Source organism: Escherichia sp. KTE114, assembly GCF_000407765.1.
Lineage (GTDB): Bacteria > Pseudomonadota > Gammaproteobacteria > Enterobacterales > Enterobacteriaceae > Escherichia > Escherichia ruysiae.
The window spans coordinates 575,431-589,503 of the sequence record NZ_KE136626.1; the positions used below are offsets into that span (position 1 = coordinate 575,431).

At 51.8% G+C, this 14,073-nt stretch carries 17 protein-coding genes; 11 read left to right on the forward strand and 6 right to left on the reverse strand.

Annotated elements, in window-relative coordinates; all coding sequences use genetic code 11:
- Positions 1 to 4: 4 nt before the first annotated feature.
- From yqjA to WC5_RS17740, 9 genes are all read left to right on the forward strand, one after another.
- Positions 5 to 667 carry a DedA family general envelope maintenance protein YqjA gene (gene yqjA, locus WC5_RS17780; RefSeq protein ID WP_000422149.1) on the forward strand — a complete coding sequence of 221 codons (663 nt, stop codon included), beginning with the start codon at positions 5 to 7 and terminating at the stop codon, positions 665 to 667.
- Between the two features lie 3 nt (positions 668 to 670).
- The gene (mzrA, locus tag WC5_RS17775; protein ID WP_001166775.1) at positions 671 to 1,054 is read left to right on the forward strand and encodes an EnvZ/OmpR regulon moderator MzrA; all 384 of its coding nucleotides are present in this window, start codon (positions 671 to 673) and stop codon (positions 1,052 to 1,054) included.
- Between the two features lie 146 nt (positions 1,055 to 1,200).
- Entirely contained in the window at positions 1,201 to 1,569 is a 369-nt protein-coding gene (gene yqjC, locus WC5_RS17770) for a DUF1090 family protein YqjC (protein ID WP_010350688.1), read from the forward strand.
- A gap of 37 nt (positions 1,570 to 1,606) precedes the next feature.
- Positions 1,607 to 1,912, forward strand: coding sequence for an ElaB/YgaM/YqjD family protein (locus WC5_RS17765; protein ID WP_000031409.1), 306 nt, complete (start codon positions 1,607 to 1,609; stop codon positions 1,910 to 1,912).
- 2 nt (positions 1,913 to 1,914) lie between these two features.
- Positions 1,915 to 2,319, forward strand: coding sequence for a phage holin family protein (locus tag WC5_RS17760; RefSeq protein WP_000785727.1), 405 nt, complete (start codon positions 1,915 to 1,917; stop codon positions 2,317 to 2,319).
- Positions 2,309 to 2,608 (forward strand): YqjK-like family protein, encoded by a 300-nt coding sequence (locus WC5_RS17755; protein ID WP_000015589.1) that lies wholly within the window; start codon positions 2,309 to 2,311, stop codon positions 2,606 to 2,608. Before WC5_RS17760 ends, WC5_RS17755 begins: the two co-directional genes overlap by 11 nt.
- Before the next feature lie 185 nt (positions 2,609 to 2,793).
- Entirely contained in the window at positions 2,794 to 3,186 is a 393-nt protein-coding gene (locus tag WC5_RS17750; protein WP_000732237.1) for a DoxX family protein, read from the forward strand.
- 71 nt (positions 3,187 to 3,257) lie between these two features.
- Positions 3,258 to 4,244: a glutathionyl-hydroquinone reductase YqjG gene (yqjG, locus tag WC5_RS17745; protein ID WP_000531186.1), complete on the forward strand. Its 987-nt coding sequence runs from the start codon at positions 3,258 to 3,260 to the stop codon at positions 4,242 to 4,244.
- A 292-nt stretch (positions 4,245 to 4,536) separates the two neighbouring features.
- Entirely contained in the window at positions 4,537 to 4,905 is a 369-nt protein-coding gene (locus WC5_RS17740) for a DUF805 domain-containing protein (RefSeq protein WP_001314179.1), read from the forward strand.
- Positions 4,906 to 4,938: 33 nt separating this feature from the next.
- On the opposite strand, the gene yhaJ is transcribed toward WC5_RS17740, so the two are convergent.
- The gene (yhaJ, locus tag WC5_RS17735; protein ID WP_001041002.1) at positions 4,939 to 5,835 is read right to left on the reverse strand and encodes a DNA-binding transcriptional regulator YhaJ; all 897 of its coding nucleotides are present in this window, start codon (positions 5,833 to 5,835) and stop codon (positions 4,939 to 4,941) included.
- A 104-nt stretch (positions 5,836 to 5,939) separates the two neighbouring features.
- On the opposite strand from yhaJ, the gene WC5_RS17730 reads away from it, so the two are divergent.
- Together WC5_RS17730 and WC5_RS17725 are read left to right on the forward strand one after the other, a co-directional pair.
- The gene (locus tag WC5_RS17730) at positions 5,940 to 6,641 is read left to right on the forward strand and encodes a pirin family protein (RefSeq protein ID WP_000633571.1); all 702 of its coding nucleotides are present in this window, start codon (positions 5,940 to 5,942) and stop codon (positions 6,639 to 6,641) included.
- Between the two features lie 22 nt (positions 6,642 to 6,663).
- Positions 6,664 to 6,828 (forward strand): protein YhaL, encoded by a 165-nt coding sequence (locus tag WC5_RS17725; RefSeq protein WP_010346326.1) that lies wholly within the window; start codon positions 6,664 to 6,666, stop codon positions 6,826 to 6,828.
- Between the two features lie 147 nt (positions 6,829 to 6,975).
- On the opposite strand, the gene cyuA is transcribed toward WC5_RS17725, so the two are convergent.
- From cyuA to tdcE, 5 genes are all read right to left on the reverse strand, one after another.
- Complete coding sequence (cyuA, locus tag WC5_RS17720) at positions 6,976 to 8,286, reverse strand: cysteine desulfidase (protein ID WP_000460497.1); 1,311 nt, start codon at positions 8,284 to 8,286, stop codon at positions 6,976 to 6,978.
- Positions 8,287 to 8,313: 27 nt separating this feature from the next.
- Positions 8,314 to 9,645 carry an SLC5/6 family protein gene (locus WC5_RS17715; RefSeq protein WP_000401617.1) on the reverse strand — a complete coding sequence of 444 codons (1,332 nt, stop codon included), beginning with the start codon at positions 9,643 to 9,645 and terminating at the stop codon, positions 8,314 to 8,316.
- A gap of 276 nt (positions 9,646 to 9,921) precedes the next feature.
- Positions 9,922 to 11,286, reverse strand: a complete 1,365-nt coding sequence (gene tdcG / locus WC5_RS17710; protein WP_000622148.1) for an L-serine ammonia-lyase — start codon at positions 11,284 to 11,286, stop codon at positions 9,922 to 9,924.
- Positions 11,287 to 11,355: 69 nt separating this feature from the next.
- Positions 11,356 to 11,745: an enamine/imine deaminase gene (locus WC5_RS17705; RefSeq protein WP_000719986.1), complete on the reverse strand. Its 390-nt coding sequence runs from the start codon at positions 11,743 to 11,745 to the stop codon at positions 11,356 to 11,358.
- 13 nt (positions 11,746 to 11,758) lie between these two features.
- Positions 11,759 to 14,053, reverse strand: coding sequence for a 2-ketobutyrate formate-lyase/pyruvate formate-lyase (gene tdcE, locus WC5_RS17700; RefSeq protein WP_000861697.1), 2,295 nt, complete (start codon positions 14,051 to 14,053; stop codon positions 11,759 to 11,761).
- Between the last annotated feature and the right edge of the window lie 20 nt (positions 14,054 to 14,073).

The window sequence follows — 14,073 nt, forward strand, 5'->3', positions numbered from 1 at the left end:
ATGAATGGAACTTTTGACCCAATTACTGCAGGCCCTGTGGGCGCAGGATTTTGAAACGCTGGCCAATCCATCGATGATTGGCATGTTGTATTTTGTCTTGTTTGTAATTTTGTTCCTTGAAAACGGCTTGCTTCCGGCGGCCTTTTTACCGGGCGACAGCTTACTGGTGTTGGTCGGCGTATTGATTGCTAAAGGCGCGATGGGTTATCCACAAACGATTCTGTTACTGACCGTTGCCGCCAGCCTTGGCTGCTGGGTCAGTTACATACAGGGGCGATGGCTGGGCAATACCCGCACTGTGCAAAACTGGCTTTCCCATTTACCCGCGCACTATCACCAACGCGCACACCATCTTTTTCACAAACACGGTTTATCGGCGCTATTAATTGGTCGCTTTATTGCATTTGTCAGAACACTGCTGCCGACCATTGCCGGGTTATCAGGGCTGAATAACGCTCGCTTTCAGTTCTTCAACTGGATGAGCGGTCTGCTGTGGGTGTTGATCCTGACAACTCTGGGTTACATGCTCGGCAAAACGCCGGTATTTTTGAAGTACGAGGATCAGCTAATGTCATGCCTGATGCTGCTCCCGGTGGTACTGCTGGTATTTGGCCTGGCAGGTTCTCTGGTCGTGTTATGGAAAAAGAAATATGGAAATCGGGGGTAAGGGATGCAAATACCTCGCATGTCGCTTCGCCAGCTAGTCTGGTCCGGCGCTGCTTTATTGCTGGTCGGCACGCTGCTGCTGGCCTGGTCTGCGGTTCGTCAGCAAGATTCGACGCTGGCGATCCGTGCCGTTCATCAAGGAATGACGATGCCAGACGGTTTTTCCATCTGGCATCACCTTGACGCTCACGGCATTCCTTTCAAAAGCATTACCCCCAAGAACGACACTCTGTTAATTACATTTGACTCCAGCGATCAGAGTGCCGCCGCAAAAGCGGTCCTCGACAGAACATTGCCCCATGGCTACATCATTGCGCAGCAGGACGATAACAGTCAGGCCATGCAGTGGCTGACCCGGCTGCGGGATAATTCTCATCGCTTCGGATAACTTCCTGTTATCCGAAACATATCACTCACTTTGGTGATTTCACCGTTACTGTCTATGATTAATGAGGCGGTGGTTAACACCACCGCTTCGTTGTCTGGACAATCGTTCCTTTGTAATAGGTCCGAATCACAATGGAAGGTTCAAGAATGAAATACGGCATCGCTTTAGCTGTTTCTCTTTTTGCTCTTAGTGCCGGTAGTTATGCCACTACCCTGTGTCAGGAAAAGGAGCAAAATATCCTTAAGGAGATCAGCTATGCCGAAAAACACCAAAACCAGAATCGTATTGACGGTCTGAATAAAGCCCTGAGTGAAGTCCGGGCCAACTGTTCAGATAGCCAGCTGCGCGCCGATCATCAGAAGAAAATCGCTAAGCAGAAAGATGAGGTGGCGGAACGCAAGCAAGATTTAGCCGAAGCGAAACAAAAAGGCGATGCGGATAAGATTGCCAAACGCGAACGGAAACTGGCAGAAGCGCAGGAAGAGCTGAAAAAGCTGGAAGCGCGCGACTACTAATTCACAATAGTCACTACTTACTCACCTGGAGAAAACTATGTCGAAAGAACACACTACGGAACATCTGCGTGCAGAGTTGAAATCCCTGTCTGATACGCTGGAAGAAGTACTAAGCGCCTCAGGAGATAAGTCGAAAGAAGAGTTGAGTAAGATTCGCAGTAAAGCGGAGCAGGCGCTAAAACAGAGCCGCTATCGCCTGGGTGAAACTGGCGAGGCAATTGCCAAACAGACTCGTGAAGCGGCGGCGCGTGCCGATGAGTACGTGCGTGAAAATCCGTGGACGGGTGTGGGCATTGGCGCTGCAATCGGTGTAGTGCTCGGCGTTCTGCTGTCGCGTCGTTAATTATGGCGGACACTCATCACGCGCAAGGGCCCGGTAAAAGCGTTCTGGGCATCGGGCAGCGAATTGTCACCATCATGGTCGAAATGGTGGAGACACGTCTGCGGCTGGCGGTGGTGGAGCTGGAAGAGGAAAAAGCCAATCTCTTTCAACTGTTACTGATGCTGGGCCTGACGATGCTTTTCGCTGCATTTGGTCTTATGAGCCTGATGGTGCTGATTATCTGGGCGGTTGATCCGCAATATCGCCTGAATGCGATGATTGCCACCACCGTGGTGTTGTTGCTACTGGCACTGATTGGCGGTATCTGGACGTTACGCAAGTCACGGAAATCGACATTGTTGCGTCATACGCGCCATGAACTGGCGAACGATCGGCAACTGCTCGAGGAGGAGTCCCGTGAGCGGTAAAGTCGAACGTGAACGCCGCAAGGCACAGCTACTTAGCCAGATCCAGCAACAACGGCTGGATCTTTCCGCCAGTCGTCGAGACTGGCTGGAAGCAACAGGCGCTTACGATCGTCGCTGGAATATACTGTTGAGTCTGCGCTCATGGGCGCTGGTTGGCAGTAGCGTGATGGCTATCTGGACAATTCGCCATCCGAATATGCTGGTCCGCTGGGCCAGGCGCGGTTTTGGAGTATGGAGTGCCTGGCGTCTGGTTAAAACCACCCTCAAACAGCAACAGCTTCGCGGTTAACGCCTTTCTGGCCGGAGTCATTCCGGCCTTATCCCTCAAAATTTTTGAAAAAATTTGACAGTTTTCCTTGCTAACAATCACCATTCACTACGTTTATGCTTCTCTCCATCGACAGCAACGACGCTAATACCGCGTCAATGCACAAAAAAACAATCAGCAGCCTGAGCGGCGCAGTGGAGAGTAAGATGAAAAAATTAGAAGATGTTGGTGTACTGGTAGCGCGTATTTTAATGCCGATTCTGTTTATTACGGCCGGCTGGGGAAAGATTACTGGCTACGCTGGTACGCAACAATACATGGAAGCGATGGGCGTCCCGGGCTTTATGCTGCCGCTGGTGATTTTGCTTGAATTTGGTGGTGGTCTGGCAATTCTGTTTGGTTTCCTGACTCGCACCACGGCGCTGTTTACCGCTGGCTTTACACTGCTGACTGCATTTTTATTTCACAGCAATTTTGCAGAAGGCATGAACTCGCTGATGTTTATGAAAAACCTGACCATTTCTGGCGGATTCCTGCTGCTGGCGATTACGGGTCCGGGCGCATTCAGCATCGACCGCCTGCTGAATAAAAAGTGGTAAGCACACGCTATACTTAACGATAAAAAAACGAGGAGAAACACTCCTCGTTTTTGCTATTGGAGGAGAGAAAAATGGGTCAACTGATTGACGGCGTCTGGCATGACACCTGGTACGACACCAAATCCACCGGCGGTAAATTTCAACGTTCAGCTTCCGCATTTCGTAACTGGCTCACCGCTGACGGCGCACCAGGACCAACCGGCAAAGGTGGTTTTGCCGCAGAAAAAGACCGTTATCATCTCTATGTTTCACTCGCCTGCCCGTGGGCACACCGCACGCTAATCATGCGTAAACTCAAAGGCCTGGAACCGTTTATCTCCGTTTCCGTGGTGAATCCGCTGATGCTGGAAAATGGCTGGACCTTCGATGACAGTTTCCCGGGTGCAACCGGCGATACGCTCTATCAACATGAATTTTTGTATCAGCTTTATCTCCACGCCGATCCACACTACAGCGGACGTGTCACTGTTCCCGTGCTGTGGGACAAAAAGAACCACACCATTGTCAGCAACGAATCGGCGGAAATCATCCGCATGTTAAATACCGCGTTTGATGCACTGGGCGCGAAAGCTGGTGATTACTACCCACCAGCCCTACAAACGAAAATTGACGAACTTAACGGCTGGATTTACGACACCGTCAACAATGGCGTGTATAAAGCCGGTTTTGCTACCAGCCAGGAAGCCTACGACGAGGCGGTGGTGAAAGTGTTTGAATCGCTGGCGCGACTGGAGCAGATCTTAGGTCAGCATCGCTATCTGACCGGTAACCAGTTAACCGAAGCTGATATTCGCCTGTGGACCACGCTGGTGCGTTTTGATCCGGTGTATGTCACCCACTTCAAATGTGATAAGCACCGCATCAGCGATTACCTGAACCTGTACGGCTTCCTGCGCGATATCTACCAGATGCCGGGGATTGCCGAAACTGTCAATTTCGATCACATCCGTAATCACTACTTCCGCAGCCATAAGACCATCAACCCTACGGGGATTATTTCGATTGGTCCGTGGCAGGATCTCGATGAACCACACGGGCGGGACGTTCGCTTCGGCTAGACAAAGGCACCCTTCGTGGTGCCTCTGATTGTTGGCTAAGTGCGTGTTGTTCATGTCGGATGCGGCGTGAACGGCTTATCTGACCTAAAAATATTGTACATTCAATATATTGCAGAGGCCGCGTAGACCAGATAAGCGTAGCGCATCTGGCGATTTTACGCTTGCCATCAGTCTGAAGTTCCGTTCATTGCACCTAATTAATTCACCATGGTGATATTTACTGCCATTTCATTCATGTCTATTCTTAATTTGCTGCTTTAAAAACAAGTGATTGAGCAAAATTGAGGCAAAAATGGACTGGTATCTGAAAGTACTAAAAAATTATGTCGGATTCCGGGGTCGTGCGCGGCGCAAAGAGTACTGGATGTTTATTCTGGTCAACATTATCTTTACGTTCGTGCTGGGGCTGCTGGATAAAATGTTAGGCTGGCAACGCGCTGGTGGCGAAGGCATCCTGACGACAATCTACGGTATTCTGGTTTTTTTACCGTGGTGGGCGGTTCAGTTCCGCCGCCTGCACGACACCGACCGCTCGGCGTGGTGGGCACTGCTGTTCTTGATCCCGTTTATCGGCTGGCTGATTATCATCGTCTTTAACTGCCAGGCGGGTACACCGGGTGAAAACCGCTTTGGACCAGACCCGAAACTGGAACAGGAATAATAATTAAGCACCTTGTGAAAGGTGCTTAATCGTTTATTTTCCGGCGAATAATTTTGGAATTTCCCGCAGACACCAGGATTTTGCTTCTCCCATACTGTCGCGACGCCAGGCCATAATAATATCGATCTCGCTGGTCGATTCCGGGCTGACGACACGCAGCCGCCCTTCCGCAATATCTTTTTCGACCATCGGATACGGCATCGTCGCCACGCCAAGCCCCGCCAGTAATGCCTGACGTTTATCTTCAATCGTGCTCACCGTTAAGCGCGGCTGTTTGTCCAGCAACTGCACCGTCAACACCGGGCGCTCACGAGCGGTATCCGCTACCGCAATTCCACGATATTTCACGCGCGTCACTTCAGATAACGGTTCCGGCTCCTGATGAATCGGGTGATCAGGCGCGGCAACGTAGACGTTCATTAAGGTATAGAGCTTGCGCGAGTTGATCTCCGACGAGGAACGAAAATGCATATCCGGCGCGATAACGATATCCGCTCGCCCCTGCTCCAGCCGCTCCCACGCGCCCGCCAGCACTTCGGTGATGATTGCCAGTTGGGTGTTAGCCTTCACCGCCAGTTTGTCGATCAACGGAAAAAAGGCAGCCGTCGGCACCAGCGCCTCGGTCACAATGGTAAGATGCGTCTCCCAGCCGCGCGCGAGGGCTTCGGCATCGGTAGTCAGCTTATCTGCTGCCTCCAGCAGAACGCGTCCCCGCTCCAGCAACATACGCCCGACATTGGTGAATTTTGTCCGATGACCCGAACGGTCAAACAGCACCACATCCAGCTCTTCTTCCAGTTTTTGCATGGTGTAGCTAAGCGCAGAAGGCACGCGTCCCAGCTCATCTGCCGCTGCCGCAAAACTGCCACGGCGATCGATCGCGTCCATAACACGCAGTGCTTCCAGCGTTAATGCCCTTTCTTTGGCCATGTCGTTCTCATTCAGGAAATTTGAACATACCGGGCAGAATATCTGGCTAACAATGTAGCGTCCAGCCCCTTACCATAAAAGGAAGTAAAGAGAGGTCAATAATTATGATTACTACCCGAACTGCCAGGCAGTGTGGACAAGCAGACTACGGATGGTTACAGGCCCGATATACTTTTTCCTTTGGACACTACTTCGACCCGAAATTGTTAGGCTACGCCTCCCTGCGCGTGCTCAACCAGGAAGTGCTGGCTCCAGGTGCCGCCTTTCAGCCGCGAACCTACCCAAAAGTCGATATTTTGAATGTGATTCTGGATGGAGAAGCGGAATACCGCGACAGTGAAGGCAATCATGTTCAGGCCAGCGCCGGCGAAGCCTTATTGCTTTCTACTCAGCCGGGCGTGAGTTATAGCGAACATAACATCAGCAAAGACAAACCGTTAACGCGGATGCAGCTTTGGCTGGATGCCTGCCCGCAGCGAGAGAATCCGCTGATTCAAAGACTGGCGCTTAATATGGGCAAGCAGCAATTAATCGCCTCACCCGATGGTACAAAGGGCAGCCTGCAACTGCGCCAGCAAGTGTGGCTACATCATATTGTGCTCGCTAAGGGCGAAAGTGCGAACTTTCAACTGCACGGCCCGCGCGCCTATTTACAATCGATTCACGGCCAATTTCATGCGATTACGCATCATGAAGAGAAAGCGGCACTGACCTGCGGTGATGGTGCATTTATTCGTGACGAGGCTAACATTACGCTGGTTGCTGATTCCCCGCTGCGCGCTTTACTGATAGATTTACCTGTCTAGTTGTTTTTACAGGGAGAAGATGATGAGTAAAAAATCGGCGAAGAAACGCCAGTCAGTGAAGCCCGTTGTGGCGAAAGAAACTACTCGCGCAACTAAAAACTTTGGCTATGAAGAGATGTTGAGCGAGCTGGAAGCGATAGTCGCCGACGCCGAAACGCGGTTAGCCGAGGATGAAGCCGCCGCATAAAGACAGGTTGCCGGATGCGGCGTAAACGCCTTATCCGGCCTACAAAACCCAATAACATCAATAAATTGCGCACCCCGTAGGCCGGATAAGATGCGCCAGCATCGCATCCGGCTTCAGGCATCCGGCACGATACCCAAGACCCGCCGCTTATCTGGCCTTGCTCGCCATAATCTCGATAATCTGCCGATCCGTTTGCTGCATCGAATGGCTTGCCAGCGCACACAGGTTGGCAATCGACTGCTCAACATCATGCGCCACAATGCCTTCATTGCCGGTCACAGCGGTATCATCCAGCGCCATTAACACCGCTTTCCACGCAGCCGAAGCACTGGTCGAAACCTTCATCGCGCAACTGTTCGACGCACCATCGCAAATCATGCCGCTGACATCGCCGATCATACTGCTGATAGCCATAGAGATCGTTTCATAACGCCCATCCACCAGCCACGCCATCCCGGCGGCAGCCCCCATTGCTGCCGTCGTTGCAGCACACAGCGCGGATAAACGCGGCAACTGGTTATGGATGTAAATCGCGCTCAAATGCGAAAGCATCAGCGCGCGCGCCAGCCGTTCATCATCCGCCCCGAAGTGTTCCGCGACCACCACCACGGGCATTGTCGCGGTGATCCCCTGGTTGCCAGAACCGGAGTTACTCATCGCCGGAAGCGTTGCGCCGCCCATACGCGCATCGGATGCCGCGCTGGTACGAATCACAATCGACGAAGAGAGATCTTTCGCCAACAAACCGCGTGCACACTGTTTTTCCAGCGTTGCGCCAATATGCAGTCCCCAGTTGCCACTCAAGCCTTCCTGCGATAATGCGCAGTTTAGCTTCGCAGAATCGAGAATAAAGCGGATCGCCTCAAACGGAACTTCATTGACGAACTTCAGGATCTCGGCCAGCGTCGTTCTGGAGAGCACCGCCAGCGGCGACTCTTGCTCGCCCTCTGTCACACATGCCTGCTGGGTAAATACCACGCCATTGTGCGTCTCAATATGCACAATGTTGGTATGTCCACCGACAATGGTGACACACGCCCACTTCTCGCCGTTCCAGACTTTGGCGCGTGAGAAGAGGATCTCGTCGCAAGGTTCCTGGATCTTAACCGAGACTTTCCCCGCCGCCAGCAATGCTTTGGCATCGGCAATCGCCTGCGCAGTTGCGTCTTTCAGCACTTCCAGCCCGGCTTTGGCATTTCCGCCTAACGCTCCCAGCGCCGCCGCAATCGGCAGCCCCACCATTCCCGTGCCGGGAACGGTGACGCCCAGACCGTTCTTCATCAGATTTGGCGAAACCCAGGCTTCTACACGTTCAACCGGACCTTCCAGTTCTGCCGCAGCAACCGCCGCTGCCAGCGCCAGTGAAATAGGTTCAGTACATCCCAGCGCCGGTTTTACTTCCTCCTGAACGGCGAGGATGTAACGCTGCCATAACGGATTTAAAGTCGAATCAAACATAATAAAAACCTTAAAATTTCAGGTAAATCAAGAAAATGCCAGGAACGGAGAAACGCAAAGCAACAAACCAGTGACGATAATCAGGTACAGAGACATCCCTTTGTATTTGTGCAATGCCGGTACTTTGTAAACCAGCCACGCCGGGATCAGGCACCCTACCATGCCGAAAATCGGGCTACAGATAGAGGTGAAGCTCAACACCGGCGCGTTCAGTACGATGGCGCTCCAGGCCAGTAAAATGGCGAAAATCATGATGCCGCGCTGGACGAGATTTTCGTTAATCTTCTCAGCAGGTATCTTGCGGCGCAGGATGTTCATTACGATCCCTTGCGTTGCTTCACGGAAGCCTAAATAGACGCCAAAAAACGCGGTCATTACGGCAAAGATATTGAGAATGACACTAACCACTTTTACCCACGCAGCACCGTCACCGCTAATAAACTGTGCGGCAATCGCCAGCGCGGAAATATTCTGCTCGTAGGCTTTTACCGCTTCGTCATGTCCCATCGCCAGCGTAAACGACACGGCGTAGAAAAAGACAGTGACAAACAGAATGCCGAACGCGATGTTCATTGCCCGCAACGCTTTATGCCGCGCTACTTCAATCGATTTTTCCCGCGAGCGATAGGAAATCACCATCGGGCTTAATGTCTGGATAAACAGAATCGACGTCAGGGTAAACGGCAGCGTAATAATGGCGTTTTTCACCAGCAGCCCCAGCGGCGGCAGCGAACCCACGTTATACAGATGCCACATTCCCACCATCGACACGCCCAGCGCAGCGACTACCAGCAGTTTGGTCAGTACCATGCCAGTCGAAATCTTGAATAACAGTTTCTCGCCGCGTGAGGAGATGGCGACCAGAATGCAAATCAGTACCAGTCCATAAAACGGATTGTCTGATAGCACGCTTTCCGTCACGCCAAAAGTATGTAAATAGGAGGCGCTATCGTTGGTGATGGCGGTGGAATACACGAACATCCAGATCACCAACATCACGAAATAGAGCGCCCCCAACAGGATGCCCCAGTTTTTGCCTAAATAACCGCTGATGACGCTCGGGTAATCTTTACACTCCGGTGATTCTGCCAGCGTATTAATAAACAACCGCTGAAACAGATACATTGCCGGGTAACCAATCACTGATGAGAGCAAAAATACCCACAATCCCATCAAACCGACCTGCACCGGGAGAAAAACAATCCCCGCGCCAATCGCCATCCCGATACTCATAATCACCCAGCCGGTGTCGGTACTGTCGAATTTGATTGCTTCACGCCATTCACTTTCACTCATTCCAGCACGACCCGCCGGGGTCGAAGCGTCTGCAATGACGCCTTTATTCGTTGCAATTTCCATAATTTCTCGCTCAATATTTTGTAGGGCTTTTTATTTTTTCGAGCCGCATCAAGGCGATACGCGGTCTACGTTTTTTTGCAGGCGAGTTATTAGAATGAAGAAATGATACGCGTGAGGTTAGAGAAAATCTTCACAATCAAGACTTTGAAATAGCAGTTATGGATAATAATTTTCTATCAAATCAACCAAAGAGAAACAGTTATTCTCTATTTGCGGCAGATCACAATAAAAAAGGGTGCACATTTTGTGCACCCAAAGATAAATGCGGATGAAATATCAGCCGCAGACTACTTTTATGGCCAGTCCTCCGCGTGAAGTTTCGCGGTATTTATCGTTCATATCTTTGCCGGTTTCATACATCGTCTCGATCACTTTATCGAGCGAAACACGCGGTGCCGAGGTGCGACGCATCGCCATTCGCGCGGCGTTTACCGCTTTCACAGCGTTGATAGCATTACGTTCAATACACGGAATTTGCACCTGTCCGGCAACCGGATCGCAGGTCAACCCAAGGTTATGCTCCATAGCGATTTCCGCCGCATTGCATACCTGCGCCGGGCTGCCGCCCAACAGTTCGGTTAACCCTGCCGCAGCCATCGAACAGGCCACGCCAATTTCGCCCTGACACCCCACTTCTGCACCAGAGATGGAGGCATTCATTTTATACAGCGCGCCGATAGCGCCAGCCGCCAGCAGAAAACGGGCGATGGATCGCTCATTGAGCGGACGGCGGAATTTATCGTAATAGGCCAGCACTGCCGGAATAATACCGCAAGCGCCATTAGTTGGTGCTGTCACTACACGTCCGCCAGCGGCGTTTTCTTCGCTGACCGCCAGCGCAAACATATTGATCCAGTCGATGACGTTCATTGGATCGTTAGAGATATTGTCACTAGAGACCAGCAAACGGCGCAACGCCACCGCCCGGCGTGGGACATTGAGTGGACCTGGCAATACGCCTTCGGTATTCATGCCGCGTTCAATACCGTCGTGCATCACCTGCCAGATACGAGCAAACCCTGCATCAATTTCCGCTTTGCTGCGCAGCGCCAGCTCGTTATGCATCATCAGGCCAGAAATAGACAGGCCGTTGTAATCACACATTTTCAGCAGTTCGCCTGCCGAGTGGAAGTCATAAGGTACGGGTGTTTCGACATCGTGCGACATGCCGAAGTGTTCTTCTTCAACGATAAACCCGCCGCCGACAGAGTAATAGGTTTTGCTTAATAGCTCTTCCTGCCCGTTCCAGGCAGTAATCCGCATCCCGTTCTCATGACGAGGCAACATTTCGGGATGGAAGATAATGTTCTTTGCTACAGGAAAATCAACAATATGCGCACCAGAAGCCACCGGCAGTCGCCCACTGCGCGTCACAAGTTCAATAAATGCAGGGATCTCATCAATAACAACGTCCTGCGGGCTGTTTCCTGCCAGTCCCATAATGATGGCGATATCCGTGGCATGGCCTTTGCCCGTCAGTGACAACGACCCGTAAAGATCGACCACAATATGACTTGTTGCAGTTAATAAGCCACTACTCACCAGTCGGTCGATAAAACTTTTTCCAGCATTCATTGGCCCCACGGTATGCGAACTGGAGGGACCAATACCAATTTTGAAAATATCGAATGCACTAATCATAACCACACTCTCGGATTGCCGTTCTGTGAAGAGGAGCGGGACGACTCTACGGTCGCCCCGCTCCGGGCTTTACACGCTACGTACTGCGATAGCTTCAATTTCCAGCTTCACATCTTTCGGCAAACGCGCGACCTGCACGCAGCTACGGGTCGGGTAGGTCGCCTGATGCTCATCGAAGAATTGCTTATAGACTTCATTGATGGTGGCAAAGTCATTCAGATCGGTGATGAATACCGTCATCTTGATGATATCGCCCACGGTGAGGCCAGCAGCAACCACGATCGCTTTGACGTTTTCAAGGCTTAAACGCGCCTGATCTTTCACATCAGCCGGGATCTCGCCGGTCTGCGGGCAAACCGGAATTTGCCCGGAGGTGAAGACCATGCTGCCTAAATCAACGCCCTGAACATAAGGGCCGATTGCGCCTGGGGCACGTTGCGTTTCGATAATCTTTTTCATACATCCTCCGGCGTCAGAGCGCCTGGGTAAAGGTACGTGAAATCACATCCTGTTGCTGTTCGCGAGTCAGCGCGTTAAAGCGCACGGCGTAGCCAGAGACACGGATTGTCAGGTTCGGGTATTTTTCCGGGTGCTCAATGGCATCCAACAACATTTCCCGATTCATAACGTTAACGTTGAGATGTTGACCGCCTTCGATGTCCGCTTCGTGGTGGAAGTAACCATCCAGCAGGCCAACAAGGTTGGTTTTGCGTACCGGATCTTCTTTACCCAGCGCCGCAGGGACGATCGAGAAAGTGTACGAAATACCGTCTTTGGCGTAAGTGAACGGCAGTTTTGCCACGGAAGTCAGCGAGGCTACCGCACCTTTGCGGTCACGACCGTGCATCGGGTTAGCGCCCGGCGCAAACGGCGTACCCGCGCGGCGACCGTCCGGCGTATTACCGGTTTTCTGTCCGTACACCACGTTAGAAGTGATAGTCAGAATCGACTGCGTCGGCACGGCGTTACGATAGGTTGGCAGGGCTTTAATTTTCTTCATAAAGCGTTCAACCAGGTCACAAGCGATGCTGTCTACGCGCTCGTCGTTGTTGCCGTACTGTGGATATTCGCCATCGATTTCAAAGTCCACCGCCAGACCGTTTTCGTCACGGATCGGTTTCACACGGGCATATTTAATGGCGGAAAGTGAATCCGTCGCCACCGACAGACCCGCGATGCCGCAAGCCATGGTGCGATAGACATCACGATCGTGCAGCGCCATCAGCGAGGCTTCGTAGCTGTACTTGTCGTGCATGTAGTGGATGATGTTCAGCGCGCTGATGTACTGCACCGCCAGCCAGTCCATGAAATGGTCGAGGCTGTCCATTACTTTGTTGTAATCCAGCACGTCGTCCATCAATGGTGCCGTTTTCGGGCCGACCTGAATCTTCAGTTTCTCGTCCACCCCGCCGTTGATTGCGTACAGCAGCGTTTTCGCCAGGTTAGCGCGTGCGCCGAAGAACTGCATCTGCTTACCAATCACCATTGGGCTGACACAGCAGGCAATTGCGTAATCGTCGCTGTTGAAGTCAGTGCGCATCAGATCGTCGTTTTCATACTGCAAAGAAGAGGTGACAATAGACACTTGCGCCGCATATTTTTTGAAGGCAATCGGCAATGCTTCTGACCACAGAATGGTCAGGTTCGGTTCCGGCGCTGGTCCCATGGTGTGCAGGGTATGCAGATAGCGGAAGGAGTTTTTAGTCACCAGAGTGCGACCATCCAGCCCCATCCCGCCGATCACTTCCGTCGCCCAGATAGGGTCGCCGGAGAACAGCGAATCAAATTCCGGTGTACGCAGGAAGCGCACCATGCGGATCTTCATGATGAAGTGGTCGATCAGTTCCTGCGCCTGCTGCTCATTAAGCACGCCGGCTTTAAAGTCGCGCTCAATGTAGATATCGAGGAACGATGCGGTACGACCAAGAGACATTGCGCCGCCGTTCTGCGATTTCACCGCCGCCAGGTAAGCGAAGTAGAGCCACTGCACCGCTTCCTGCGCATTCTGTGCCGGACGGGAGATGTCGAAGCCGTATTTCGCCGCCATTTCCTGAATCTGCAACAGCGCATGACGATGTTCTGCCAGCTCTTCACGCAGACGGATGGTGGCTTCCAGATCCTCACCTTTTTCCAGACGAGACTGGAGATCGGCAAATTGCAGTTCGCGTTCACGTACCAGATAACTGATGCCGTACAGCGCCACGCGGCGATAGTCACCGATGATACGCCCACGACCATAACCGTCTGGTAAACCGGTCAGGACACCAGATTTACGGCAGCGCAGCATATCCGGTGAGTAAACATCAAATACCCCCTGGTTATGGGTTTTACGCAGATCGGTAAAGATGTACTCAAATTCGCTGTCCATTTCACGGCCATAGGCGTGGAATGAACTTTTAATCATATTAATGCCACCGAACGGATGCAGCGCGCGCTTTAACGGCGCATCGGTTTGCAGACCAACAATTTTTTCCAGCGGCTGATTAATATAACCAGCATCATGGGCGGTAATGGTAGTGGCAATATTAGTATCGAAATCAACCGGCGCGTGGGTCGCATTTTCGATACGAATGCCTTCCATTACTTTTTCCCACAATTCCGTGGTCGCTGGCGTTGCTTCAGCAAGGAAAGATTCATCACCTTCATACGGTGTATAGTTTTGTTGAATAAAATCGCGGACATTAATTTCGTTTTTCCAGTCCGTACCTTTAAAGCCAAGCCATGCGTCGGCGTACAGCTTATCGCCGGTATCAATATCTACCTTCATGAAAAATAATCTCTCTACAA